Source organism: Paenibacillus sp. NPDC058367 (assembly GCF_042723305.1).
Taxonomy (GTDB): Bacteria; Bacillota; Bacilli; order Paenibacillales; family Paenibacillaceae; genus Paenibacillus_AQ.
Window position 1 is genome coordinate 2,330,210 of sequence record NZ_JBHXIZ010000001.1, and the last position, 17,753, is coordinate 2,347,962.

18 protein-coding genes are annotated in these 17,753 nt (G+C 45.6%); 7 read left to right on the plus strand and 11 right to left on the minus strand.

The genetic code is table 11. The features are described from left to right. Positions 1–48 precede the first annotated feature (48 nt). Together ACFWMP_RS10155 and ACFWMP_RS10160 are read right to left on the minus strand one after the other, a co-directional pair. A complete protein-coding gene (locus ACFWMP_RS10155) occupies positions 49–603 on the minus strand; it encodes a pyridoxamine 5'-phosphate oxidase family protein (protein ID WP_042185093.1) in 555 nt (184 codons plus the stop codon). An 840-nt stretch (positions 604–1,443) separates the two neighbouring features. Beyond that, a complete protein-coding gene (locus tag ACFWMP_RS10160; protein ID WP_339268927.1) occupies positions 1,444–1,926 on the minus strand; it encodes a GyrI-like domain-containing protein in 483 nt (160 codons plus the stop codon). 153 nt (positions 1,927–2,079) lie between these two features. Here ACFWMP_RS10160 and wrbA point away from each other — a divergent pair, with 153 nt between their 5' ends. After that, entirely contained in the window at positions 2,080–2,721 is a 642-nt protein-coding gene (gene wrbA, locus ACFWMP_RS10165) for an NAD(P)H:quinone oxidoreductase type IV (RefSeq protein WP_340974228.1), read from the plus strand. Positions 2,722–2,806: 85 nt separating this feature from the next. On the opposite strand, the gene ACFWMP_RS10170 is transcribed toward wrbA, so the two are convergent. From ACFWMP_RS10170 to ACFWMP_RS10190, 5 genes are all read right to left on the minus strand, one after another. Further along, the gene (locus tag ACFWMP_RS10170; protein WP_371916545.1) at positions 2,807–3,805 is read right to left on the minus strand and encodes a Gfo/Idh/MocA family protein; all 999 of its coding nucleotides are present in this window, start codon (positions 3,803–3,805) and stop codon (positions 2,807–2,809) included. A gap of 45 nt (positions 3,806–3,850) precedes the next feature. Then, positions 3,851–4,204: a DUF1648 domain-containing protein gene (locus tag ACFWMP_RS10175; protein WP_339800679.1), complete on the minus strand. Its 354-nt coding sequence runs from the start codon at positions 4,202–4,204 to the stop codon at positions 3,851–3,853. A 34-nt stretch (positions 4,205–4,238) separates the two neighbouring features. Then, on the minus strand, positions 4,239–4,565 hold the full coding sequence (locus ACFWMP_RS10180) for a nucleoside triphosphate pyrophosphohydrolase (RefSeq protein WP_076299111.1): 327 nt from the start codon (positions 4,563–4,565) through the stop codon (positions 4,239–4,241). A gap of 37 nt (positions 4,566–4,602) precedes the next feature. Continuing rightward, entirely contained in the window at positions 4,603–4,998 is a 396-nt protein-coding gene (gene mutT / locus ACFWMP_RS10185; RefSeq protein ID WP_149646429.1) for an 8-oxo-dGTP diphosphatase MutT, read from the minus strand. A gap of 165 nt (positions 4,999–5,163) precedes the next feature. Further along, entirely contained in the window at positions 5,164–5,877 is a 714-nt protein-coding gene (locus tag ACFWMP_RS10190) for a YceI family protein (RefSeq protein ID WP_379423381.1), read from the minus strand. 149 nt (positions 5,878–6,026) lie between these two features. Between ACFWMP_RS10190 and ACFWMP_RS10195 the strand changes: the two genes are divergently transcribed. The 4 genes from ACFWMP_RS10195 to ACFWMP_RS10210 all read left to right on the plus strand — a co-directional run bounded on the left by ACFWMP_RS10195 (position 6,027) and on the right by ACFWMP_RS10210 (position 10,395). Then, complete coding sequence (locus tag ACFWMP_RS10195; RefSeq protein WP_379423589.1) at positions 6,027–6,707, plus strand: response regulator transcription factor; 681 nt, start codon at positions 6,027–6,029, stop codon at positions 6,705–6,707. Beyond that, positions 6,695–8,110, plus strand: coding sequence for a HAMP domain-containing sensor histidine kinase (locus ACFWMP_RS10200; RefSeq protein ID WP_042185080.1), 1,416 nt, complete (start codon positions 6,695–6,697; stop codon positions 8,108–8,110). Before ACFWMP_RS10195 ends, ACFWMP_RS10200 begins: the two co-directional genes overlap by 13 nt. Positions 8,111–8,179: 69 nt before the next feature. Then, positions 8,180–8,671: a hypothetical protein gene (locus ACFWMP_RS10205; RefSeq protein WP_042185078.1), complete on the plus strand. Its 492-nt coding sequence runs from the start codon at positions 8,180–8,182 to the stop codon at positions 8,669–8,671. Between the two features lie 266 nt (positions 8,672–8,937). Next, positions 8,938–10,395, plus strand: a complete 1,458-nt coding sequence (locus tag ACFWMP_RS10210; protein ID WP_042185076.1) for an amidase family protein — start codon at positions 8,938–8,940, stop codon at positions 10,393–10,395. Positions 10,396–10,480: 85 nt separating this feature from the next. On the opposite strand, the gene ACFWMP_RS10215 is transcribed toward ACFWMP_RS10210, so the two are convergent. Next, complete coding sequence (locus ACFWMP_RS10215) at positions 10,481–11,038, minus strand: SLOG family protein (protein ID WP_042185074.1); 558 nt, start codon at positions 11,036–11,038, stop codon at positions 10,481–10,483. 176 nt (positions 11,039–11,214) lie between these two features. On the opposite strand from ACFWMP_RS10215, the gene ACFWMP_RS10220 reads away from it, so the two are divergent. Then, positions 11,215–11,883: a hypothetical protein gene (locus ACFWMP_RS10220; RefSeq protein WP_379423385.1), complete on the plus strand. Its 669-nt coding sequence runs from the start codon at positions 11,215–11,217 to the stop codon at positions 11,881–11,883. Positions 11,884–11,958: 75 nt separating this feature from the next. Here the strand turns inward: ACFWMP_RS10220 and ACFWMP_RS10225 are convergent, their stop codons facing one another. Then, on the minus strand, positions 11,959–13,989 hold the full coding sequence (locus ACFWMP_RS10225; RefSeq protein WP_042185069.1) for a beta-galactosidase: 2,031 nt from the start codon (positions 13,987–13,989) through the stop codon (positions 11,959–11,961). A 119-nt stretch (positions 13,990–14,108) separates the two neighbouring features. On the opposite strand from ACFWMP_RS10225, the gene ACFWMP_RS10230 reads away from it, so the two are divergent. After that, entirely contained in the window at positions 14,109–14,942 is an 834-nt protein-coding gene (locus tag ACFWMP_RS10230) for an AraC family transcriptional regulator (RefSeq protein WP_042185067.1), read from the plus strand. Between the two features lie 716 nt (positions 14,943–15,658). On the opposite strand, the gene ACFWMP_RS10235 is transcribed toward ACFWMP_RS10230, so the two are convergent. Together ACFWMP_RS10235 and ACFWMP_RS10240 are read right to left on the minus strand one after the other, a co-directional pair. Next, positions 15,659–15,889: a Beta-galactosidase C-terminal domain gene (locus tag ACFWMP_RS10235; protein ID WP_379423387.1), complete on the minus strand. Its 231-nt coding sequence runs from the start codon at positions 15,887–15,889 to the stop codon at positions 15,659–15,661. Between the two features lie 21 nt (positions 15,890–15,910). Beyond that, positions 15,911–17,650 carry a beta-galactosidase gene (locus ACFWMP_RS10240; RefSeq protein WP_379423389.1) on the minus strand — a complete coding sequence of 580 codons (1,740 nt, stop codon included), beginning with the start codon at positions 17,648–17,650 and terminating at the stop codon, positions 15,911–15,913. Positions 17,651–17,753 lie beyond the last annotated feature (103 nt).

The following is a 17,753-nucleotide window of genomic DNA, read 5'->3' on the forward strand; positions in this document are numbered from 1 at the left end:
GACGAATGTGAAACTTTATATACATGAACCTAGGATCACCATGTCCGCTTAGTTTTTTTGTCCAAGGGGTGTCGGTAGCCCGTCTATACTTGTGGTGTTCTTCTCTTGTCTATATTCTTTCAGACCTGCTTCGCCCTTTTGGATAGACCAACGTTGTAACGTCTCTCGCTCACCATCATAACTCATGAATGGGACCGAAAATCCGCAGGAAGTCTGTACCTTATGAACATCAATTAAAATGATCTGTCTAGCTCCAGGCAGAGGTGTAAAAATAGGGTACAGTGCTTCCCATTCTGATGAACCAGGCAGGATTACTGTCCCTGTTCCATACAGTCTCAGAATATTCGGCGGTCCTTCAAACGCACAAAACATAACCGTCACTCTTCCATTTTCCAGCAGATGTGCGCTCGTCTCATTACCACTACCGGTCATATCGAGATAAGCCACTTGATTAGGAGACAAAATCCGCAAACAATCATGACCCTTAGGTGAAAGATTAACATGCCCCTCTTCAGATAGCGGCGCTGACCCTACGAAAAAAAGATGCTGCCGAAGAATAAACTCCTGATGTGCAGGTAATATAGCCGTGAATTGTTTTCCCATTTGGTGTTCTCCGTTTCGTTTTGGTTTGTGTGTGATTTGTTGGGTGGGACTGTCATGCTCCATCGAACATATAAACTAAACCAGCTACTTCAGCTACACTTCCTTAGTTCAACTCCATCAAAATCCATCCACTTCACTCAACAAGTTATTTCATTTACACTCCACTTGCTCCATCTACTTCCAAACGGTTTGGAGCATCATTAGGGTAAATGTAGGGTATTTTTACCCCTCTTTCTTGCTTTTTGAGCTCTTTTAGGGAAATGAAGGGTATTTCTGCCCCTCTTTCTTGCTATTTGGGCTCTTTGGGGCAAATGTAGGGTATTTTTACCCCTCTTTCTCGCTATTTGAGCTCTTTAGGGTAAATGTAGGGTATTTTTACCCCTCTTTCTTGCTTTTTGGGCTCTTTCCGGTAAATGTAGGGTATTTTTACCCCTCTTTCTCGCTATTTGGGCTCTTTGAGGCAAATGTAGGGTATTTTTACCCCTCTTTCTTGCTTTTTGGGCTCTTTAGGGTAAATGTAGGGTATTTCTGCCCTTGAAGATTGCTACTTCAGCTAGACGCAGCTAATGTGGGAGATTTTCACCGTTCTGTTGCACCACTTCGGCCTAACACAGCGAATGGCACGAAATTTTTACCGTTTACTGGTTAACGACACATCCGCATTTAAATATGAAGCGTATTTACTCATTCCTTCTATTAATATATATTCGTTTCAATCGTTGAGTAACCCTTCACCCTCACCCAAGGGATTCAGCTCATCCGCGAAAAAAGGAACTGCCTCTCGGCAGCCCCCAAATCCCCACGAAACATTTCTTTTAGCTAAAATATCTTTCACCCGATCTACTCAATCGCAATATAAATCTCAACCTGCGTGTTAGCAGGATCAAAATTCCGCGAATCGTAAATTTCAAAATCGCCCGTATAAGTTCTTATCTCTGTAGAGCCCTTAAAATACGTCCAAATCTCCCCCCAAGCTTGCGAGACTACTTCAAATACCGGACCTTTTTTCGTCGTAAAAACCATATACTTGCTCTCCGGAACAGCCGCACTCACGATGCCGCTATCCGCTAAATATCTCTCCCCAGCCACTTCATGCCCAATCACAACGGTATAAGCTCCTGACGCATCACTCTCATAATCTGTATACAAGGCATAGATATACTCAGGCTTAACCGTATCCATCTGCCCCGCAATATTACTTTGGAAATACGTTTCCCACAGCCGCGATAAGCCCCCATCGGGACCCATTTCTACTTCATTTGTCGTACGTATGCTAACCCCAGCCAATGTCATTTTCGGTTTTTGTGCAAAATAAGTATTCATTATTCTCCCTCATTTCCTGTAATTGAGTTCAGTATACACAAGGGAAGTGGACATCTGTCTGTCCAGTTAGAGCAGAATTATTGATTTGGGTTATAAAAGCATCAATGGGGTAATTAATAGTATGGAACTACACTCGAAGGGAATGACTCCAGCATGTCAAAAATTAAATTAGCCGTCATCTACTACAGTGCCACAGGAACTAACTACCAGCTAGCACAATGGGCCGCGGAAAGCGCCGAGAAAGCAGGAGCTGAGGTAAAACTGCTGAAGGTGCAGGAGCTGGTTCCCGAGGACAAAATTGCGGCAAATCCGGCGATGAAGGCCCTGGCTGAGAAGACAAAAGATATCCCTGTTGCAACACCTGATGATATTGTGGAGGCCGATGCGATTATTTTCAGTTCTCCAACCCGTTACGGTAACATCGCTTCTCAAATGAAGCAGTTCCTTGATACGACCGGAGGGATTTGGGGCAAGGGACTAACCGTAAACAAAGTCGTCAGCGCCATGAGCTCAGCACAGAATCCACACGGTGGACAGGAAGCTACGATTTTGGCACTCTACACATCGATGTATCACTGGGGAGCGATTGTCGCTGCACCTGGTTATACTGATCCCGTCACATTCGGTGCGGGAGGTAACCCTTACGGAACAAGTGTCAGTGTAGATGGAGACGGTAAAATGATCGAAGAGCAGGATCGGATCCGTGATGCTGTTTTTCATCAAGCGAAGCGCACCGTTGAAGTGGCCGGCTGGGTCCAAGCAGGCAAAAGTAAAAACGCCAATAGTCAGAACTAGACGCCCACCTTCGATCGATATAGCAAACACCCCTCGGAGCTACCTTAGTAGCACATAAACCGAGGGGTATTACTATTTTTAAAATTTACTCTCCAGGATACTTAAGACCCCACTGCGCACGTATTTGATCCAGCAGTTTCAGAATCGCTAACGATTCATCCAGTGACATGACTGGGCTTTCTGTTAGCCCTGCTTGTAGACAACGTCCTACTTCCTCTGCTTCAAAACAATATCCAATAGAAGCTCGATCATCCACAAAGCTCTCTACCTTCTCATCCCCTATATAAAGCGAAGCAGATTTCGGGTTCACTAACGTCCCTTCAACAATTATACGGCCCTCTGTTCCAAACACATGCGCTTCCTCCAGCGTATTAAGACGAATACCACCGTTCAACGAAGCGGTTTTTCCATTGCCATAATTCAGCAGCATGGAGAAATGCTCGTCCACTCCGGTCTCACCAATATGCACCGTACTGGAGATAGATTCGGGATGAGGTCCAAACACCATCGAGGCAAAAGAAACCGGATAAATCCCAACATCCAGCAGCGCGCCTCCGCCCAGCTTCGGATTCAGCAATCTGCTTTCCGGATTCCAGTCGGTGCGAAATCCTAAGTCTGCCTTCACCAAGCGAACTTCACCGATTCTACCCTCGGCGATCCATTCTCTAACCTTCACAATCGCCGGGATGTAACGACTCCACATGGCCTCCATCAGGAACAACTTATGATCTCTAGCGTAGGCCACCACTTCTTCCAATTCTCCGCTATTCACGGTAAAAGGCTTCTCACATAGGACAGCTTTGCCTGCACGTAGCGCCAATAATGCATTTTCTTTGTGAAAAGGATGGGGCGTTCCAATATATACCGCGTCTACATTCGGGTCATTTACCAATTCCTCATAAGTAGCATAAGCATGTGGTACTCCATGATCCCTCGCGAATTTATCTGCACTTTCCTGTGAACGCGAACCCACGGCATATGCCACGCCATTGCTGGCGTGAGCTAAATCAGTAACAAACTGATGGGCAATCCAGCCTGTACTGAGAATTCCCCATCTTACCTTGTAAGCGTTATCCATTTTCATATGCATGTTCCTCCTAATCCTTCTGCTAAGTCTCTTTTAATTCTATCAGACCATTCTAATAAATGTATAGGAACTGATGCCAGCAAACACCACTGTCACCACCAAAATAGCAATATTCCAGATCCTGCTCAAAGCCGCTGAATGCTCGTTCGAGCTCTGAATAAACGCTTTTTGCAAAAGGAACTGCAGGAGTTTCATGATTATAAATCCCAAACATCCAAGCCCGCTTTGCAAAATAACCTCCAGACTAGACTTACTTACAAATCTATCAGCCATGTTCCCATCGTAATGGATCGGGACCCTATCAGGCATTTTGGAATATAGGAATAAATAAATAGCTACAGGAATTAAGGCTACCACACCGCTTAAGATCATCATCAGTTTGGTTTTGGACAACATTAATAACCTCCTTATACGGAACAATAATCTCTAGTTATTCTCCTTCCACTTCAATCAAAAATATCCGTTCCTTAAATCCACCACGACTTTCAGCTTTCTCCGCACGAAGCTCCTCCAGCTCTGCGCTATTACTTCCATGGGTCTCCGCCAGCGCTTGAATTACTTCCAGCATGTCGGCAAGCTCCTCTAGAGCTTCTTCATTACTCACTGCCCGAAAATACTCCTCCGACTCTTCTTTCAATTTTTTACGTAGTTCAGTTATGTATTCTTTGGACTCTAAGATTCTTGTTTTAAAGTCTTTACCTTGAGAAGCTATCAGGTTAGGGATTCCATCACGCACTAGCTTTTCATATACGGGCACTTAAGTTCTTCCTTTCTACTTGATGTTCGGACTGCCTTCACACTTGATCTGACCCCACCATTAGCCGTACTACAAAAGGAATATCTGCAGGGGCAAAAGTGAACTGACCGAGTGCAGTTGGAAACACCCACCTATATTCATCGTGATCGACAAGTTCAATTACACCTCCCAGATATCGGGCTTTCCAAGCAAACAGTCTGATCTCGACACTTCCATAGTTGTGCTCGTTCACGCCAAAGCTTTCATAGGGAAGGATTGTTATCCCCATCTCCTCCTGAAGCTCTCTTTGCAGACAATCTGCGATGCTTTCATCCTGCTCTATTTTGCCGCCAGGAAATTCCCACAGACCTGCCTGAGATTTACCTTGCCTGCGCCGAGCAATAAGAATCTGTCCTTCTTCATTATGTATAATCGCTGCCGCCACCTGGATCACAAGGAACACCTCCTTTATTGATTTTTATTAGACAGATACTTCTATTAAAACATACATTTCATTCCAAACCAAAGAGACTCTCCCAAAAGCTATTAGGCCCGGGAAAGTCTCTTGCGTACAGTTTCTCTATAAATTCACAGCAAAGTCTTCTTTACGGAAAGACTGCTATTTCGTCAATACAAGCTCTAATCGAACCTCAAGATTGTTCTCCGTATCCAGCACAACGGTGTGTGGATTGCTTATGCCAAAATCAGAAAAAGCCACTGTTGTTGTACCCGACAGCATCAGCTGTCCACCACTGTACGCTGCTTGAGACTGGAAGGAAACGTCCTTTTCCACACCCTTCACTGTAAGCGTTCCTTGCATTTCAACCGGCACAGTGGCTCCTTCGGTCCATTCCGTTGGCAGCTCCGAGAATGATTTCACAACAAACGTAGATTGTGGGAATTCCGTAACGGCTAGGAAATCTTCCCCTTTTACATGCTCATCTCTTTGACCATTACCAGAGTCCAGAGCGCTCATATCTACTGACCCTTCTCCAACCATCGAAGTAGAATCTTCTATATTAACTTTCCAGGTACCTTGAACTTTGTTATCCACGAAGTTTACTGTTTCTTTAGAGGTGGTTACTGACCAATATACTTTAGAAGCATCCGTAACCGTCCAATCACCGTTTAATTGGTCGGCTGTGACCGCCGCTCCTGCTGGTGCTCCAGTATTAGTCGTGCTTTCTCCATTACCGGCTGTTGTGGCTTGCCCTGGAATCACGGACTCGATCTGTACATTATTGCCCAGCGATTTATCCAGCAATGTATAACCTGTGACTACTCCTACGATAATGACTCCGGCAGCGATCAAGGCTATTCTTTTTCTCTTCATCCTGTTCCCTCCAATATTCAAAATATTCTGTATATTTTCAAGCTCGTCCCTCATTCTAACAAAGCAATAAGTCGGGAAGAAGTCAGAGCAGAGCGAGCTATGATGTGTTAAACTTGTCGTAATTTTATAGATTGGAGGACCACCACATGATGAGATCCATTCTAATTGTTGAAGATGAGGAAGCTATCTCCAGGGTCCTCAGTGCCTATCTGAAAAAAGCAGGCTTCCATGTCACCCGTGTAGCCGACGGACGTGCTGCGCTGGAATCTTTTGCCATAACACCTCCCTCATTAGTATTACTCGACATCATGCTGCCAAACATGGACGGCTTTGAACTGCTAAAGCTGATCCGTGAAAAAAGCAGCTGTCCCGTGATCATGCTCACCGCAAGGGACGGGATCAATGACCGACTAGCCGGTCTCGACGGTGGTGCGGATGATTATATGTCTAAGCCCTTTATTCCTGAGGAAGTGGTGGCACGCGTGAATGCTGTGTTACGCCGTCCTTCGCAGTGGTCCGATGGCAGCCGCAAACGGCATTATGGCAGTTTGTTTATCGACTTTACTGCACGAGCTGTCTTTTTAAACGGGGTTGAGCTGAGTCTTAGTCCACGTGATATGTCGGTCATGTTATTTCTGGCTGAAAGACCTAATCAAATATGTACTCGCGAGCAATTATTAGAACATGTCTGGGAGATGGATTACGAAGGAAGTGACCGGGCCGTGGACTTGTCTATCAAAAGACTTCGCCAAGCGCTGTCGCATTGGCCAGTAGATGAGGGGGAAATCCGTACCCTGAGAGGAACAGGATATCAATTATGGACAACCTAAAGAAAAGCAGCCCCAAACGTACTTCGATTCTCTCCTATTGGACGATTCGTTACCTGCTCATCATTAGTGTTGGCCTCCTGCTAACTGCACTAACGACGTTCTGGTGGATCCAACAAGAAGCTATGAGTAATCGGATGCAGACTACTGGATTATTAGCACAGGAGATTGCCGACCGGAGCGTAAATCATGAGGGTTCAATAGAGATCAGCCAGAATCTTGGAATGCTCATTGAAGACCGAAAACGATTCTTCAAGTTAACCGTAGAAATGTGTGTAATCATTACGGATCAGCAAGATCAGATGCTGTTCTCTATGCCACCACTAACTGAAGATGAGATGAGGCATAAACTTAATGATAGTCTTAACGACTCTCGCAGTCCGGAGTTCAAAGCTGCAGTAGCGTCCATAAAATCGGATGGGGAAACGCTGGGACAGGTGATTGTCCTTCAATCCAAGAAATCGCTGCGGCATATTCCGCAGGAGGAGATCATTTTTTTCTCCATTCTGTTGCTATTTCTAATCATATTAAGTTGGCTAACCATTTACCTCTTGTCCCGTAAACTGGCAAAACCGATCCAGAAAGTAGCCAAAGCAGCCGCTCAAATCAGTCATGGCCGTTATGATATCGTTCTGGATAAGGACGCCAAAGAACGAGAAATCCATGAACTGATGTTGTCTTTTGAAGAGATGGCAGGCAAGTTACAACAATTTGAGCAGTCCCGTGCGGTTATGTTAGCAGGTGTATCCCATGAACTAAAGACACCAGTAACCTCTATTAAAGGCCTAATCCATGCCGTTCGTGAAGGGGTTGTCGAAGACGATGAAGCTGTGGAATTTCTAGATATTGCTTTGCAGGAAGCTGGACGATTGCAACGGATGGTTGCCGATCTTCTGGATTACAACGCTCTGACTGCAGGAATCGTCTCTGTCCGTCACGATCGACTGGATGCCGTGCCACTGTTATCTGAAATCGTGTATCAATGGAAGCTGACACAAGCGGATGAAGTTGCAGAGCCTATGCTCCATATGCCAAGAACTCCCTTATTTTTGTGTGGGGACCCGCTACGTATCCAACAAATCATCGTCAATTTACTTAATAACAGTGTACAAGCCAAAGCCCCAGACCGAATGGTGCAGCTTACAGTAGAGTTGCTTGAACAGCAAGGTCATGGCATGGCGGAGATTCGTGTTCAGGATAATGGGCTGGGCATCTCATCGAATCATAGTGAACACGTCTTCGAGGCTTTTTTCCGAGGTAGCGACAAACAGAGCACACTACGTGGTCTGGGACTCGGTCTCACCTTCAGCCGTCTTTTGGCCGAATCTATGAACGGAAGCCTCGTGCTTGAGAAGCACTCCCAGGAAGGCTGTACCTTCGTGCTGTCTCTGCCGCTTGATCACTAAAAAATAGTCTGCGGGCCATCGTCATGGTATAATCATGTGCACAATCACACCGAAAACCGGAGGCTGTATATGCTTACTTTTGAACAAAAATTAGCGATTCTCGACTCTTACCCCCAACTGGAACGTAAAAACGTATCCCTTGGGCGCGTGAACTATCACTACGAGGAAAGCCAGCATGATAAGAAAACCGTTGCTTACCATCTGCATCCTAATGGGAATGGTTATGTGTTCGCAGGCTTATTGCGGGGCTATGAGGCAGATGATAAGGGCTTTGTGAACATTCGCGACTACTCGGAAGCCGAGCTGCGGAGTCTGCTGGATGCCTCCATCACCTCACTGTCTATCTACATTCCAGACGCCCCTGTAGCCAGCAAAAGAAAGAAAAAGGCTGCGGCAGCCGCCGACTCACTCTGGACTAATGATGAGGGCCATACACTGACACTAAAGCTTGAGGATGATTTATGGTATGTCTATGCCGACCTTAATCTAGAAATGGCCTTTGAGACCCTTGAGGAAGCTAAAGAATATTTAGCGGAAGAGGGATTTACAGCGCAGGAGTAAGCAGGGGTAATAATAACTCCTATCAGAAAAAAATAAAAAGAGGTGTCCTAACAGCCATTTATTTTGGCCATTTGGACACCTTTTTTCAGTTGCGCGCTTGCAAGCTCTACCCAAAACTTCGCTAATAAAAAACATTAATATCCCCTTTAACTACCGAGACCATCATTCAATAATTTGTAGTATTAAAAGAATACTACCACTAATACCCAAATTATGGTTAGATGAAGGGGAAGCTATATCCTAAAGGGAAAGAAGCGTGAACGCACATGAGTTTTGAAATCGTAGAAGCCACTATACCGGAGATCCAAGCTGCATTAGAAGCCGGAGAACTTACGTCAAAACAACTAGTTCTCATGTATTATGAACGCATAGCTGATCATGACAAAAATGGCCTGACGATTAACTCTGTGCTGGAGATCAATCCTGATGCATTATTTATCGCAGAATCTCTAGATGTTGAACGTACGATCAACGGCTCCCGGGGACCCCTGCACGGCATACCTGTGTTATTGAAGGATAACATCAATACAGGGGATAAAATGCATACTAGCGCAGGCTCGCTGGCTTTGGCGAATTCTTTTGCCGGAGAAGATGCGTTTATAGTTACAAAACTGCGTGAAGCCGGAGCAATCATTATGGGTAAAGCCAATATGACCGAATTCGCCAATTTTATGACAACCGGCATGCCCTCCGGCTACAGCTCCCGCGGCGGGCAAGTCCTTAATCCCTACAATATATCTACACCAACAGGTGGCTCCAGTGCTGGTTCTGCGGTAGCTGTCGCTTGTAACTTTTGTACAGTCTCTGTTGGCACAGAAACCTCGGGATCGATCCTTAACCCCGGTAACTTAGGCTCCATTATTGGCATTAAGCCAACCGTTGGACTGCTCAGCCGTTCGGGAATCCTTCCGCTATCCAATACACAAGATACTGCTGGCCCTATGGCCAGAACCGTTCGTGATGCTGTTCTGCTGCTAAACGCAATGCTTGGCAATGATCCTCAAGATGCAGCAATGGGAACGAATATAGGTAGAATCCACGAAGATTACACTGTATTTCTAGACGAGAATGGCTTGCAAGGCGCGCGTATAGGTATCCCGCGTGATTATTATTTCGAGGAGCTGACAGAAGAACAACTTGCACTGTTCAATGCTTCCGTAGATAGAATGAGAGAGCTTGGAGCTACTATTATTGATCCTGCGGATATTAAGACCGCCCGGGAAATTAGTTATTCTTCGGTGGTATTGAATGAATTCAAAACAGCCTTGAACGCTTATTTATCTCGCTTGGGCCCTGGGGCACCGATGCGAACCTTAAAGGATATTATAGATTTTAACCATGCACATCCTGTGGAGACTTTAAGATATGGTCAAGCTACGTTAATAGATGCGGAATATACCTCTTCCGGCACACAAACCGAACCAAAGTATTTGCTGCACCGTGCGACTGACCTAAAACTATGTAAGGAAGAAGGCATCGACGCCACTATGAAGGAGCACAATCTGGATGCCCTGCTGTTCCCCGCCGATTTCGGCGCCAGAATTACCTCCAGAGCAGGATATCCGTCCATCGTTGTGCCTTCCGGTTATACATCAGCCGGCGCCCCCTTCGGTGTAACGTTCTCAGCGAAAGCTTATCAGGAGCCTACACTCATCAAGCTCGCCTATGCTTATGAACAAAACTACAAGGTGCGAAAAGCACCATCACTAAAGAGTTTTATCTGATCACTTCTTATATCAAAAAGCCCGTAAACGGTGATGGTCTCATTCACTGTTTACGGGCCTTTACTTTTCCAAAATCTACATATAATTACTCATAGTCACGTTGATTCTCTTCATCGGCAATATTCTGAATTTCATCAGAGTGAATTAGAAACAACTCATACTCTCCTTCAGCATGCAGCTTCAGCGCCCGCTCTTTAAAAAACTTCGGACTCCCCTCCGCCGCATCCTCATCATAAAAGAGCAATATTCCGTCACTTTTGCGGAACAACAAATCGTCTCTAGCCCGAAACTGCCAGCTACCGTCATAAGGAGCATTACTGACCGCCCCGAAGAAATCCGCACCCGCAATAATACGCCGATACTCGTTCTGCTTTTCTTCTTTCCATTTCTCTTCTTGTCCGGTATGCGCTGTAATGATCCCAAGCTTTAAGTCCGGATATTGCAGCTTAAGTTCGCTCACCACTTCGCATGCCCACAGATCCACACCATACTGGCCGGGCGTAATCACCCATTCCACGCCTTCTTCAATCAAAGGTTTTAATCGGTTAGCTAGTGCCTTTTTAATATAAGGAATCCCTAGATGCTTATTGTCAAAAATACCGAGCTCGTGCGCACGATACCCCGTTACTAGTAAAGTCTTCATGTGCTGCCTCTTTCCTGAACGTTGGCTTATTCTTTAAGTCCACATATTTGTTCATTATATAACATTTGCATATTTCATTTCTTTAGGCAAACTCTCAGCGGAAATTAAGCAAACTTTCAGAACTGTTTGTTATATTTCTCCTAATCTATCTTTAACCTACTAAGGAGGAATAAAAAATGAGAAAGTTCGTTCCTATTCTAATATCTGGAGGCCTACTCGCTTCTCTATTATTGGCTGGCTGCAGCGCGAATTCAGAGGCCGAAGGAACAACTGCTGCAAATAACCAAGCAGACAGGGGTTCAGCAGTCAAACAACCACAAGCAAACGGCGATCAACAGAATGGCGGATCTAATATGTCCATGAATTTCGGTAAGATTAAGAGTGTAAGCGATACTACCCTTACCATATATAAATCGGACATGTCTATGCCCCGACAAGGTGCTGGAGAAGGTGACGGGCAGAACAGTCAAGGCGGTACCCCGCCGGAAAGACCTGATGGCGATCAAAGTACAGGAAATGGCGCTGCGCCCGAGGGTGGGATGCCACAAGGGGAAATGCCGGAAGGTGGCGGAGGACAAGGCGGTGGGCCACAGGGAGGTAGAATGCAGCAAAGCTTCTCCGATGAAACCACAGACATTACGATTGATGCGGATACTAAAATCGTAGCGGTTACCTTCGACAATGGCACGCGTCAAGAAAATGCGATCACCTTAGCAGAACTGAAGGCTGATGATATTATCCAATACACACTTAAATCAGATTCCACCGTGGCGGAGAGCATTATATTAAGTAATGGCAATCCGGGTGGAGCTACTCCAGATGACAGCGCGAGCAGCAGCAGCTAATGAAATGCTGCACCACAAAAAAAGATCTCCGGGGACAAGCTGGTTCCCCGGAGATCTTTTTATATATACTACGAATTAGTTCTTATCCGACAAAATCAATACTCCACGGGCTGGCACAACACAAGAACCGCTAACCTTATTACCAGTCAGAAGATCCGTACGCTCAGTAGCACCAATATCCGCACTCAAATCACCAGTGGTGTGGTTCAGCAAGAATAGGTAGGATACGCCTTCCTTCACACGTTGCACAGATTCGATACCTTCCGGTGCAGTTACTAGCGGCTGAATGTTCTTGTCGGCACACAGATTGGCTAAGAATCCTTTTAAGAATCCCGCTTCTGGGCTGGTAGCCACGTAATACGCTTTACCTTCACCAAAGTTATTCACCGTCAAGGCTGGCATTCCTTTATAGAAATCAGATCCGTACTCTGCCAAAACCTCAGCACCTTCGGCATGAATCAGATCGCAGAGCAGATCACATTTGTAAGAACCACTCAAATTGCCCCACGCTTTGTCCATCACAATCTCATTGCTCATCCCTGGCAGCAGTGCATCAATTTCCTCTGCCCAAATCCCGAGTACGTTGCGCAGTTCCCCAGGGTAGCCACCTACGGTTACTAGGTCGTTCTCATTAACAATTCCGCTGAAATAAGTCGTAATGAATGTACCGCCTGCTTTTACAAAAGCTTCAACCTTCTCAGCAAAACCCGGCTTAACCATATACATCACAGGTGCGATTACAATCTCATATTTGAACAGATTCTCTTCTACACCGATCATATCGGCTTCGATATTTTGTTGGTAGAGTGCATCATAATATTTATGAATCTCATTCACATAATCCAAAGCTATGGATGGTCCGCTTGAAAGGTTGATAGCCCAGCGGTTTTCCCAGTCATAAATAATCCCTACTTTAGCTGCACTACGCGCATCCAATAGCTGATCTCCAAGCTGTCCCAGCTCTTTACCTAGCTCAGCGCATTCACGGAATACACGCGTATGCTCATGTCCGACATGCTCAATAACAGCTCCATGATACTTCTCACATGCACCAATTGAACGACGCAGTTGGAAGAACAGAACAGTGTCTGCACCACGCGCAACAGCCTGATAACTCCACAAGCGCATAACCCCTGGACGTTTCAAAGAGTTATATGGCTGCCAGTTCTGCTGGCTTGGCGTTTGCTCCATCAGCATGAAAGGTTGTCCATTCTTCAATCCACGCATGAGATCATGCGCCATGGCTGTGAAGCTGACCGGAGTATCGAGTGAAGGATAGTTGTCCCAAGAAATGACGTCCATATGTTTAGCCCACTCAAAATAGTCCAATTCATCATAAAAGCCCATCAAGTTAGTGGTAACAGGTACGTTAGGACTGTGCTCCTTAATCGCATCGCTCTCAATTTTGTAACATTCAAGCAAGCTATGAGACATAAATCTACGGAAGTCTAATGAAATGCCTTGGAAGTTGGTGCGGTTGCCGTCCCATTCTTCACTCAGCTCACTAGGCAGTACAATTTCTTCCCAATCATAAAACGTATGTCCCCAAAAACGTGTATTCCACGCTTTGTTTAATGCATCCAGAGAACCATAACGTTCCTTCAACCAGACACGGAACGCCGCTTCAGATAAATCAGAATAATCATAGTTACTGAACTCATTCGAAACGTGCCAAGCTACAAGCCCCGGATGATCCTTATAACGTTCAGCCAGTTTTCCTGCCAGCTTCGCTGCAAACTTGCGGTAAACCGGACTGTTTGGATTCGAGTTATGACGTCCACCGAACTTGCGTTTTCTGCCCTTCACATCAACACGAGTAACTTCAGGATAACGATGAGCCATCCAAGCTGGGTGCGCTCCTGTACCTGTTGCCAGACATACGTAAGTACCATTTTTATATAGTCTATCCATTAATTCATCTAGTGATGAGAAATCATAAGTGTCTTCGGAAGGTTGGATCAGCGCCCAGGAAAACACATTAATTGTGGCAACATCAATTCCTGCCAGCTTAAACATACGCTCATCCTCTGCCCATACAGGCGCATCCCATTGCTCTGGATTGTAATCTCCACCGTACCAAATCTTAGGTAATTTATCGTTAATCACACTTCGCACATCCTTTATAGTATAATTATATATATATTGTAATCGGTTAACCTGACGCTATAAATATAAAATAATCTTCCCAGCATATAAGAATATGGAACTAAGAGGAGATGGAATCATTGAAGGGAATCGTGCATCGTAGAATAGTGTTCCCCCATGAGGGTGGACAGGATCTACCTATCACATTAGACAGTATCGGTCACAATCATCAACAGGAAAAAGTATCCCGCTTAGATGGCTACGAAACCTATCATTGGCTCCAAACGGCGTCTGGTGAAGGGGTGATTCATTTTGAGAATAAAAGCTTCTCCCTTCCCGCAGGCAGTGGTGTATTACTTCTCCCCTATACTCCACATCGCTATGAAGCTTCGGCTGCTAACTGGAGCACCTCTTATTTAACGTTCGGAGGCAGCTCTGCAGGGTCTATTTTGGAGACGCTGGGGATGAATATGAATTCTTTTTACCGCTGGGAAAAAGAGGCGCCTCTCTCCAAGCTGCTAAGAGAAATACTTGATCAGTATGATGCCTCACAGGACATGTTTGGTCTGACTGCCTCCACTGATGCTTATCGCTTTCTGCTTACTTTAAGCAAATATGGGCAACTGCATAACAACACAACGATATCCCGTAATGTCGATAAGCTGCAGCCGCTACTGAAATGGATGGACAGCCATTATGGTGATCCTGATCTCGGACTTAACGATCTAGCCGGTCAGCTTGGCGTCTCAGGGCGATATCTCAACAATCTATTCATACAAACCTTTGGGCTATCTCCTTATGCCTATTTCGTACGGCTACGTATCCGTAAAAGCAAAGAAATGCTCGTAAGCCAGCCGGATCTTACTGTAAAAATCATCTCGCAGAGAGTAGGCTTCCGTGATGTTAGCCATTATGTTGCCACCTTTCGCAAGCAGTCAGGGACTACACCGGAGCAGTTTAGACGACTTCACTAATACTCTAAGGTGTACAGCTTAATCGCCTCCTGCGTAGTGAAATGCTACATAAGGTTGCTTATGACAGAGCTCATCGCTGTGTGGATCTCATTAGTATGGCATCTGTGTCAGAGTAACTGCATTTTGTACACTTAAATCAGCCTGTTCAGCAGAAAATATCCATATAAGTGTATTCTGTGCAGTTATATTCTCAGCATTTGGCTGTGAACCGCGATACTTCGCATTATAGCTGCACTAAATACAACTAAATCCATTTCATAGGCCGAGAGCATAAAATAAGTGTAGAAAGTGCAGCTATTCCGCACCGTACAAACTCACCCTCTGCTCCTGCGTAGCATTCCACGCCACACCAACTCGCCTTCCACTCCAGTGCAGCATTCCGCACCATACCAACTGGCTTGCCTCGACAGCTCTCCCGACCCAAGGAGTACATTTAATTGCACTTCATGCAATAGAATGTGCCTTTTCATCTCATTTCGAGCATTCTATTGAACTTCGTGCATTAGAATCTGGTGAAACCCATCAAAATCGACGTTTACCATTAATCTGATTGCACAAAGTGCAACAGATTCAAATTCCTCCCACCCAAAAAGGAATTCTATTGCACAGAGTGCAATCACATATCACAAATCTCAATCTCAATCTCAATCTCAATCACAAGGGTTAACCCTCAAGGAGATAAAGCCCTCTCCCCATCAACAATTACTTAGAATCTTTTACATTTCCAGAATTTCCACACCATATGGCTCAAGCTGCAGCTCTCCTGAACAAATCGAGTGGTTCAGCAGACTGTTATACTCCTGCGGCAACGGGATCGTCACAGACTCCCGGTTCAAATTAAGCAAGAATAAGAAGCTTCCTTGATCTCCCGAGCGCACAGAGGCCTGTACTCCATCCGGCAAACCCTCAAATCTAAACAGCCCCTGCTGTTTGGAAAGGCGCTCCAATAAAACTGACCAGAATCTCTCTTACATATGAGTCCCAAAGTAATAAACCTGACCTTTTCCAAAAGCATTGACGGTTACAGCCGGAGTTCCACTATAGAAATCATCGCCATACCACGCAATCGGCCATGCCACAACAGGTCTCAGGATGTCGCACCACTGCGTGCATTCATATTGGTTCCCCTCAGCATCAACGACCTTATGGGTTTCAGCACCTATTGGATCATACTCCAGCACTTCAACCCCTGTGCAATAGCTCAGTAGCCCCGGTAGTGGCTGCATGACTGCGATGTTATTTGTAGTTTTCACGCCACTTCGATTGGTAATAAGCAAAGTTCCGCCAGCTAGTGCAAAATCCTCCAAACTACGTACAATCTCCTCATCCAGCAAATATAAATTCGGAGCAATCACTACTTTATAACCATCCAGCGATTGTCTAAAATCGATAACATCGCAACCCATACCGAGCTTCGTCACCGCACGGTGTATCTGTTTAATATTCTCATAATAATCGAATCCTTCAGCCTGAGGCTGAATATCCAGCGCTGCTTTTTCTTCATGAGAATGGAGTATAGCTACTTCATTCTTTAGCGTCGTTCCAGTCAGCTTCTCCCCGAGTGTATTAACCTCATGGCATAGCTGAGTGAACTCCGCAAACCTGCGTCCTGGGACATTGCTGTGATCAATCAGTCCGTGCCAGAATTGCTCTGCTCCCGCGACTGCACTACGCCAGCGGAAATGAACGACGGTATCCGCACCTCTGGCTATCGTCTGCCACGCATAAGCACGAATCATCCCAGGATACGGCGTTCTCCACATCGGCATCCAACAACCTGGTGAACCACTTAGCTGCTCCATGATCCAGAAGTTTTGACGTTTAATACCACGGGTTACATCTAGTGAAAGTGCTCCGCTATATGGTGTTGTCGCTTGCTTGGTTGGCGAAGTATTCGGATAATAGTCAAATGCAGCGACATCCAGATCAGCACCGACTGCGTACATATCCAGACGCTGCGGATAGCTATGAAAGTTATGAGTGATAAAATGCTGCGGACAAACAGACCGCAAAATATCAATTTGGGTCTTCTGGAATGCTACCACCGAATCCCACTGAAACCGCTGATAATCTAGCAGGAATGATGGATTCTGATGTGGTGATCCACCCAGTGGAACAGTAAGCTCATTCCAATCGCTATATTCTCCACTCCACACAACCGTTCCCCACTCTGCATTCACCCGATCAAGGCTGCCATATTTGGCTTTCACCCAATTGCGAAACGCTATATTACAAGCATCACAATGACAATCTAACATCCCGAATTCATTATCAGTCTGCCAACCAATAACGGCCGGGTGTTTACTATAGTGCTCCGCAAGTCGCTGCGTGATACGACTTCCGTATTCGCGCAAAGATGTACTATTATAGCAGCGGTGTCCGCGTACCCCCGGATGAAAGGTCTCTCCCTTCGCAAATAGCGGCAAAACGTCCGGAAATTTCGTAGTTAACCATCTAGGAGGTGTAGCTGTGGGCGTACCAATCACAACCTGTAATCCATACTTATGAAAAAGATCCAGCGCGCGGTCCAGCCAACCGAACTGGTAATTGCCCTCCGCTATCTCTAACCGGCTCCATGCAAACTCGGCGACTCGAACTACCTTGACACCTGTTTCCTTCATTAATTTGATATCTGGTTCCCACATGGATTCTTCCCAATGCTCCGGGTAATAGTCCACACCTATCTGAATAAGATCATATCGTTTCACCGGCGTCCTCTCCCCCTATCTTGTTATCACCAAAATAAAAGGCGCTCCCCGTCTCATAATGATGAGGTATACGGAGAACGCCTTTGTTAACCACTAGTCCATT

Bases quoted from the DNA above. Each gene is read 5' to 3' on its own strand.
- ACFWMP_RS10205 (WP_042185078.1), top strand. From the start codon at position 8,180: ATGCTTACTTTTGAACAAAAATTAGCGATTCTCGACTCTTACCCCCAA.
- ACFWMP_RS10210 (WP_042185076.1), top strand. From the start codon at position 8,938: ATGAGTTTTGAAATCGTAGAAGCCACTATACCGGAGATCCAAGCTGCA.
- ACFWMP_RS10155 (WP_042185093.1), bottom strand. From the start codon at position 603: ATGGGAAAACAATTCACGGCTATATTACCTGCACATCAGGAGTTTATT.
- ACFWMP_RS10220 (WP_379423385.1), top strand. From the start codon at position 11,215: ATGAGAAAGTTCGTTCCTATTCTAATATCTGGAGGCCTACTCGCTTCT.
- ACFWMP_RS10170 (WP_371916545.1), bottom strand. From the start codon at position 3,805: ATGAAAATGGATAACGCTTACAAGGTAAGATGGGGAATTCTCAGTACA.
- ACFWMP_RS10160 (WP_339268927.1), bottom strand. From the start codon at position 1,926: ATGAATACTTATTTTGCACAAAAACCGAAAATGACATTGGCTGGGGTT.
- ACFWMP_RS10195 (WP_379423589.1), top strand. From the start codon at position 6,027: ATGAGATCCATTCTAATTGTTGAAGATGAGGAAGCTATCTCCAGGGTC.
- ACFWMP_RS10200 (WP_042185080.1), top strand. From the start codon at position 6,695: ATGGACAACCTAAAGAAAAGCAGCCCCAAACGTACTTCGATTCTCTCC.
- ACFWMP_RS10215 (WP_042185074.1), bottom strand. From the start codon at position 11,038: ATGAAGACTTTACTAGTAACGGGGTATCGTGCGCACGAGCTCGGTATT.
- wrbA (WP_340974228.1), top strand. From the start codon at position 2,080: ATGTCAAAAATTAAATTAGCCGTCATCTACTACAGTGCCACAGGAACT.
- ACFWMP_RS10175 (WP_339800679.1), bottom strand. From the start codon at position 4,204: ATGTTGTCCAAAACCAAACTGATGATGATCTTAAGCGGTGTGGTAGCC.
- ACFWMP_RS10190 (WP_379423381.1), bottom strand. From the start codon at position 5,877: ATGAAGAGAAAAAGAATAGCCTTGATCGCTGCCGGAGTCATTATCGTA.